6 protein-coding genes are annotated in these 7,269 nt (G+C 64.9%); 3 read left to right on the forward strand and 3 right to left on the reverse strand.

The genetic code is table 11. The features are described 5' to 3' along the window. Nucleotides 1-11: 11 nt before the first annotated feature. Genes GSQ89_RS31995 through GSQ89_RS32005 form a run of 3 tightly spaced genes read right to left on the reverse strand, consistent with a single transcriptional unit; the run spans nt 12 to nt 3,400 of the window. On the reverse strand, nt 12-848 hold the full coding sequence (locus GSQ89_RS31995) for a branched-chain amino acid ABC transporter permease (RefSeq protein WP_158932168.1): 837 nt from the start codon (nt 846-848) through the stop codon (nt 12-14). Between the two features lie 31 nt (nt 849-879). Then, a complete protein-coding gene (locus GSQ89_RS32000) occupies nt 880-2,052 on the reverse strand; it encodes an ABC transporter substrate-binding protein (protein ID WP_158932169.1) in 1,173 nt (390 codons plus the stop codon). Nucleotides 2,053-2,110: 58 nt separating this feature from the next. Further along, entirely contained in the window at nt 2,111-3,400 is a 1,290-nt protein-coding gene (locus GSQ89_RS32005; RefSeq protein ID WP_216856517.1) for an MFS transporter, read from the reverse strand. A gap of 176 nt (nt 3,401-3,576) precedes the next feature. Between GSQ89_RS32005 and ctaD the strand changes: the two genes are divergently transcribed. From ctaD to GSQ89_RS32020, 3 genes are all read left to right on the forward strand, one after another. Beyond that, nucleotides 3,577-5,169: a cytochrome c oxidase subunit I gene (ctaD, locus tag GSQ89_RS32010; RefSeq protein ID WP_158932171.1), complete on the forward strand. Its 1,593-nt coding sequence runs from the start codon at nt 3,577-3,579 to the stop codon at nt 5,167-5,169. Nucleotides 5,170-5,294: 125 nt separating this feature from the next. Then, entirely contained in the window at nt 5,295-6,260 is a 966-nt protein-coding gene (locus GSQ89_RS32015; protein ID WP_158932172.1) for a lytic transglycosylase domain-containing protein, read from the forward strand. Next, nucleotides 6,257-7,138, forward strand: a complete 882-nt coding sequence (locus tag GSQ89_RS32020; RefSeq protein WP_158932173.1) for a septal ring lytic transglycosylase RlpA family protein — start codon at nt 6,257-6,259, stop codon at nt 7,136-7,138. The genes GSQ89_RS32015 and GSQ89_RS32020 overlap by 4 nt, the downstream gene beginning before the upstream one ends. The last annotated feature ends 131 nt before the right edge of the window (nt 7,139-7,269 follow it).

Genomic DNA, 7,269 nt, shown 5'->3' on the forward strand with positions numbered 1-7,269 from the left:
CGAAACCGCATCTACACATCATAACCAAACAACCCGCGAGGCCGCACGATCAGGATCAGCATCAGGATGGCGAAATCGATGATGAACGCCAGCTCACCGCCCAGCAGAGTCCCGGTGACACTATCCGCCACGCCGATGAACAACCCCGCCAGCACCGTGCCCGCGATACTGCCCATGCCGCCGATCTGCACAATGATGAACGACTTCAGCAACGGTTCCGATCCCATCTCCGGATCGACGCCGAACACAGAACCCAGCATCGCCCCGCCCACAGCCGCCAGCGCCGCGCTGATGATGAACGCGGTGACGTAGACGCTCTCCGGATTGATCCCCATCAGCAGCGCCGCCTCGCGGTCCTGTTCCACCGCCCGCATCGCCTTTCCGGGCTTGGTGAAATGCAGGAACAAATACAGCGCGATCGCCAGCACGATGCAGACACCCGCCGCCAGCAGGCGCTGCTTGGCCATGAATACCCCGCCCAGCTTGACCACACCGGGCAGCATGGCCGGAATCGCCTGCGGCTCCGGCCCGAAAATCGCCCAGGATGCCGACCGAATGGCGAAACTGGCGCCGATGCCGACGATGAAGCAGTTCAGGATGTCATATTGCAGCGGCTTGAACAGGAACTTCTGGCACAGCACGGACAACCCGCCGGCGACCACCACCGCCACCGGAATCGCCAGCCACATCGAGAACCCCTCGTTCACGCCGACATACCAGATGGTGAACGCCGACAGCATCACCAGCTCGCCGTGAATGAAGTTCACCACGCGCATGATGCCGAACAGCAACGTCACCCCCAGCGCGATCAGCATGTAGATCAGGCCGGTGACCAGACCGCTCAGCACGATCTGGATCAGCAGGGTCGCGGTCAGAGGATCACACTCCCGCCGGCCAATCGATTGTCGCCAGATAAGTCGGTTTGCCGCCCTTGATCCAAGACATCGGGATCTGCCGCGTCAGGGAACTATCCAGCCCATACACCGACTTCATCCCGAACCGCTCTTCACCGAAAATGCCGTGATAGACGGTGGTGCGCATCGCCTCGGCCACCACGACGGGATCGACCGACTGAGCCTTCTGGATCGCCGCCGCCAGGATAAACGGCCAGTCCCACATCAGGAACGCATAGCTGGGGAACGGCTGCCCGTACTTCCCGATCCACCAGTTATAAATCTCCTTCTGTTCGGGCGTCTGCGGCTCCGCCAGCGTATCGAACAGCAAAGTGCCCTCCGCCGCGTCCGGTCCGGCGATGTCGACGAAGGATTTGGCGTCCGAATAACCCAGCAGGATCTTGCCCTGGTAGCCAAGCTCCCGCAGCGCCTTGCACGCCAGCCCCTGGTCGCGGCCGATGGTGCCGCCGAAGTCGATCAGGTCCGGCGTGAAACCCACCAGCCGCGTCGCCACCGGATACATGTCGGTCGATCCGCGCTTGAAGTATTCGTTGCCGACGTTCGTGAAGCCGTTGCGTTCCGAGATCATCCGCCGATCTTCGGACTCAGTGAACCCCGCCTCGTCGCTCGGGTTCATGTGCGCCACCCGCTTGACCGCGGGGTACGTGGTCTTCACCCACGGATACACCGCATAGGCGGTCTCGTTCGTCGGCTGCACCCGGAAGCTATACGGAAACTGCGGCGCGGTCAGATGCCCTTTGCCTGATGCGCCGGACATCTGCAGCACCTTGGCCGCGGTGGTTTTCTCCACCACCGGCACCGAGTTGCCCGATCCGCTGGAAAACAGGTAGTGGACGTTGTCGGCGATCATCTTCTCCACCACCGTCACGGCCTCGGCGGGGATGTATTTGTTGTCGTAGAACTGCGCGACCAGCGTGTAGCGGTCCGGACCGATCTGGATACCCTTGGCGTTGATCACCTCCAGCGCGTGCTCGATGGTGCGTTGTGTGGTGATGCCTGTCGGGGCGGCGGGTCCGGATAGCGGGATGCTGCAGCCCAGAATGACGGTCTTGTCGGCGGCCTGGCTGACCCGCACGCCCATGCTGGCGGCAAACCCGGCGGTACCGATCGCGAGAAGGTCTCGGCGAGCGATGGTCATACGTTCGTTTCCCCACATTGCTTATCTTTTATCATCGGAATGGTTCGGACCGGCCGTGTCAAGCCGGCGCCGGCACCCGTTTTGCCTGGCCCAGCACCAGCAGCACCACCGTTCCGACCAGGGCGAAGCCGACGATCGGCAGCATGGTCAGCGGATAGCTGTGTGTCCCGTCGTAGATGCGGCCCATCAGGACATTGCAGATGAAACCGCACCCCGTTCCCAGTGCGTTCACCATGGCGATTCCGGCCGCTGCGCTGGGCGCCGACAGAAACTCCGACGCCAGCGCCCAGAACGGGCCGCGCGTGACCGATGTGCAGACGACACACACGCACAGCAGCACGATTGTGGGCACCAGCAGCGGGAAGGGGATGCACAGCGCCAGCGCGATGCCGCTCAGGCCCAACGGGATCGCGGTGTGCCACAGCCGTTCATTACGCTGATCGGACCGCTGGCCCCACCAGATCATCGCGACGGCCGAGAATACGTAAGGCAGCGCGTTCACCCACCCCACCTCCTGGTTCGACAGCCCGAACGACTTGATGAATTGCGGCTGCCACAGCCCAAGCCCGGAGCTGGCCGTGGCGCCGCCCGCGTAGACGATCGCCAGCGCCAGCACGGTGGGATTGCGCACCACCTTCCACGCCGACCCATGCGCGACACGCTTGGTCTGGCGGCGTTCCTGCTCCAGCCTGCCGGCCAGCCACGTCCGCTGCTCGTCCGTCAGCCAGCGCGCCTGGGCCGGCCCGTCGGTCAGCCACGCCAGGCAGACGAATCCCAGCAGCACGGCCGGGACGGCCTCCAGGATGAACACCCACTGCCAGCCGCGCAGGCCCAACAGCCCGTCCATGCCAAGCAGGGCACCGGAAATCGGCGACCCGACGAAGCCGGAGACCGGAATCGCCACCATGAAAATACCGATGATCCTGGCCCGCTGTTCGGCGGGAAACCAGTAGGTCAGATACAGGATCACGCCGGGAAAGAACCCTGCCTCGGCCGCGCCCAGCAGGAAACGGGCGGCGACGAAGGAATTCGGCCCCACCACGGCCACCATGCCGGCGGAAACCAGCCCCCAGGTGATCATGATCCGGCAGATCCAGCGCCTGGCGCCGAACCGCTCCAACGCGAGGTTGCTGGGCACCTCGAACAGGAAGTAGCCGACGAAGAAAATGCCGCCGCCCAACCCGAAAACCGTTCCGGACAAACCTATATCTTTGTTCATCTGCAAGGCCGCGAAACCCGCGTTTACCCGGTCGATGTAGCACACCAGATAAGCAAGCATCAGGAACGGCAACAGCCGGAAACTCACGCGCCGGAGCGTCGCTTTTTCCAGCGCGCTTTGATCCGCCATCCGTCTCTCCCCCATCGAGTCCCGGACTGACGCCGGTGCTTCGGTAACCTGCCGGACATGATGCGGTAAGGTCAACCGAACCAGTCACAAAAACCTGTCCGACTAACTGCTTGTTGGCCTTGGGGCAGGGGCCTACAGCGGCCGGGTGACCAGACACCGCCGCCGGAGAATGATACGTGTCAGTAACCACACATGATCATGACCATGACCATCACGGCCACGCGCCCGGCTTCGTGAAGCGATGGCTGTTCAGCACCAATCACAAGGACATCGGCTCGCTGTATCTGATGTTCGCGGTGTTCGCCGGCGTGGTCGGCGGCGCGCTGTCGATGATCATGCGGGCGCAGTTGCTGCATCCCCACGGCACCATCGTGACGTCGGGGCAGGAGTGGAACACGATCATCACTGCCCATGGCCTGATCATGATCTTCTTCACCGTCATGCCGGCACTGATCGGCGGCTTCGGCAACTGGTTCATCCCGCTGATGATCGGCGCGCCGGACATGGCGTTCCCGCGGCTGAACAACATCAGTTTCTGGCTGCTGCCCCCAGCTTTCGCACTGGTCATGACCGGACTGCTGCTGGGAGAATCCGGCACCGGCTGGACGCTGTATCCGCCGCTGTCGGAAATCACCTACGAACCCGGCATAGGGATGGATTGCACGCTGTTCGCGCTTCACCTCGCCGGCGCGTCGTCCCTGCTGGGCGCGATGAACTTCATCGTCACCATCTTCAACATGCGCGCCCCCGGCATGACGCTGCACAAGATGCCGCTGTTCATCTGGTCGGAACTGGTGACGGCGTTCCTGCTGGTGCTGGCGGTTCCCGTTCTGGCCGGCGCGATCACCATGTTGATCTGTGACCGCAATTTCGGCACCTCCTTCTTCGACCCGACGGGCGGCGGCGATCCCGTGCTGTTCCAGCACCTGTTCTGGTTTTTCGGCCACCCCGAGGTCTACATCATGATCCTGCCCGCGTTCGGGATCGTCAGCCACGTGGTGTCCACGTTCAGCCGCAAGCCGATCTTCGGCTACCTGGGCATGGTCTACGCGATGATCGCCATCGGCGTGGTCGGCTTCGTCGTCTGGGCGCACCACATGTTCGTCTCCGGCATCAGCGTCGATACACGAGCCTACTTCATGGCCGCGACCCTGGTGATCGCGGTGCCGACAGGGATCAAGGTGTTCTCCTGGATCGCGACGATGTGGGGTGGCTCCATCGAGCTGAAGACGCCGATGCTGTGGGCGATCGGCTTCATCTTCGTGTTCACCATCGGCGGCGTCACCGGTGTGGTGCTGGCCAATGCCGGTATCGACCAGGTCGTGCACAACACCTACTACGTCGTCGCCCACTTCCACTATGTGCTGTCCCTGGGCGCGGTGTTCGGCATCTTCGCCGGGTTCTACTACTGGATCGGCAAGATGACCGGCCACCAGTACCCGGAATTCTGGGGCAAGGTGCATTTCTGGCTGACCTTCGTCGGCGTCAACCTGACCTTCTTCCCGCAGCATTTCCTCGGCCTGTCGGGCATGCCGCGGCGCTATCCGGACTACCCCGAGGCCTTCGCCGGCTGGAACTTCGTCTCCTCGATCGGCGCCTTCATCAGCGGGCTGGCGACGCTGGTGTTCCTTTACGTCTGCATCCGCACCTTCGCCTCGAAGGCCCATGTCGCCGACAACTACTGGGGGCCGGGCGCCACCACCCTGGAATGGACCCAGACCTCGCCGCCGGCCCATCACACCTACACGGAACTGCCGCGCATCAACTGATGCCGGTGGCCCCGGATGCCGACCCTTCCGGCAGCCAGGGCCGCCGGCATCGCGTTCGGGGTTGGCGGACCCGCCAGTGTGAATCCGTTTGCCCCGGCGCGGGCCGGCGTGGCAGGAAGTGCCGTATGCCAACCCGTCGTTTCCTGCTTGCCAGCGCCGTTCCCGCGGTCCTTTCCGCACCCGCGTTCGCGTCCCCCGGGGACAGTTTCCACGCCTTCCTGAACAGCGTCCGAACCGAGGCGCGCCAGGCCGGCATCCGTCCGGCCACGCTGGACAGCGCCTTTGCCGGCGTGTCGCCCAACCAGAAAGTGCTGGACCGCGACCGCCACCAGCCCGAGTTCACCCTCACCTGGGCCAAGTATCGCGACCTTGTGATCACCGACAAGCGCATCGCCGATGGACGCCAGGCCGTGGCCGCGAATCGCGGGCTGTTCCAGCGCGTGGAGCAGACCTACGGCGTCAGCCCGGGGGTCATCGCCGGCATCTGGGGACTGGAATCCAGCTTCGGCACCGGCATGGGCGATTTCCGCGTGGTGGAGGCGCTGGCCACCCTCGGCTGGGAAGGAAGGCGCGCGAGTTTCTTCCGTGGCGAACTGATCGCCGCCCTCAAAATTCTCGACCACGGCGACGTCGCCCCGCGCGACATGCTTGGTTCCTATGCCGGCGCGATGGGCCAGCCGCAGTTCATGCCGTCCAGCTTTCTGCGCTACGCAGTCGATTTTGAGGGCAACGGCCGCCGCGACATCTGGACCAGCAAGCCCGACGTCCTCGCCTCGATCGCCAACTACCTGGCGCGCTCCGGCTGGCGGCCAGGCCAAACCTGGGGGCAGGCGGTCACCGTGCCGGCCAACGTCGACATCCAGGGGCGTGACGTCAAACGCCCGCTTTCGGAGTGGGCGCGAATCGGCGTCCGCCCGCTGACCAACCGCTGGGCCGCCACCGCCGATACGCCGGCCGCGCTGGTGGCGCCGGACGGGGCAGGGGGCGACACCTTCGTGGTGTTCGGCAATTTCGCCGCCATACGGCGCTATAACCCATCCGATTTCTATGCCATCGCGGTCGGCACGATCGGCGATCGGGTGGTGGTGTGACGACCCGCCCCATCCTCGCCGCTGCCCTTGCCCTGCTGATGTTCGGCTGCACCCCGCCGCTGAAGCCCGATCCGCATTACGTCCTGGCGAAGCCCTATCAGGTCGGCAGCGTCTGGTTCTACCCAAGGGAATCCTACGACCTCGACCAAACCGGCCTTGCCGCCGTCGCGCAAGGCGATGCGCCGCGGTTGACCACCGATGGCGAAGTGTTCGACCAGACCGCCCTGGCCGCCGCCTACCCGGCCATCCAGCTTCCCGCCATCGCCCGCATCACCAACCTGGACACCGGCCGCGAAGTCACCGTCCGGCTGAACGACCAGGGTTCCGGCGATCCCCATCGCCTGGTTCAGGTCACTAGGCGCACCGCCACCCTGCTGGGCATGCCGCCCAACGGAGTCGCCAGGGTGCGCCTGCACGTCTTGCCGAACGAAAGCCACGCGGCAGCCGACGCGCTGCCCGGTGCGCCCTCCCTGGCAATGACCGCGGCACCCCGAGGCGCGGTCCAGGTGGCCGAACTGGCCCCCCCGCCGGGCATCGGGCAGGGCGGAGGACGCGCGCTGCCGGCGGCACCCGTCGCGGAGCCGGCGCAGGCCGTGACTGCTTCGCCGCCGATGCGCCTGCCCGAGACGGTCACCCAGACCGCTCCCCAGCCCGGCCAGTTGATGGTGGAACTCGATACGTTCGAGGAATATCAGTACGCCGCCGTCCAGCGCGCCAAAATGGCCGCCGCCGGCGCTCAGATCGTCTCCATGGTGGACGGGCGGACACACCGCTTCCGGGTCGAGGTCGGCCCGCTGCCGGATGCCGCCCATGCCGACGCCGTGTTGGACCAGGCCCTTGCATCCGGCATTCCGGATGCCCGTATCGTGGTGGATTAGGAGGGAACGTCGCGATGCTGACCCGTCGTCTTGGCTTGCTGTCATCCGCCTTCGCACTCATGGCGGGACCGGCACTGGCGGAACCGAAACACTTCCGGCCTGCCCACAAGGGCAAGGATGCTGCCAACCTT

The organism is Acidisphaera sp. S103, assembly GCF_009765975.1.
Lineage (GTDB): Bacteria > Pseudomonadota > Alphaproteobacteria > Acetobacterales > Acetobacteraceae > Rhodopila.

Bases quoted from the DNA above. Each gene is read 5' to 3' on its own strand.
- GSQ89_RS32015 (WP_158932172.1), top strand. From the start codon at position 5,295: ATGCCAACCCGTCGTTTCCTGCTTGCCAGCGCCGTTCCCGCGGTCCTT.
- GSQ89_RS32005 (WP_216856517.1), bottom strand. From the start codon at position 3,400: ATGGCGGATCAAAGCGCGCTGGAAAAAGCGACGCTCCGGCGCGTGAGT.
- GSQ89_RS32000 (WP_158932169.1), bottom strand. From the start codon at position 2,052: ATGACCATCGCTCGCCGAGACCTTCTCGCGATCGGTACCGCCGGGTTT.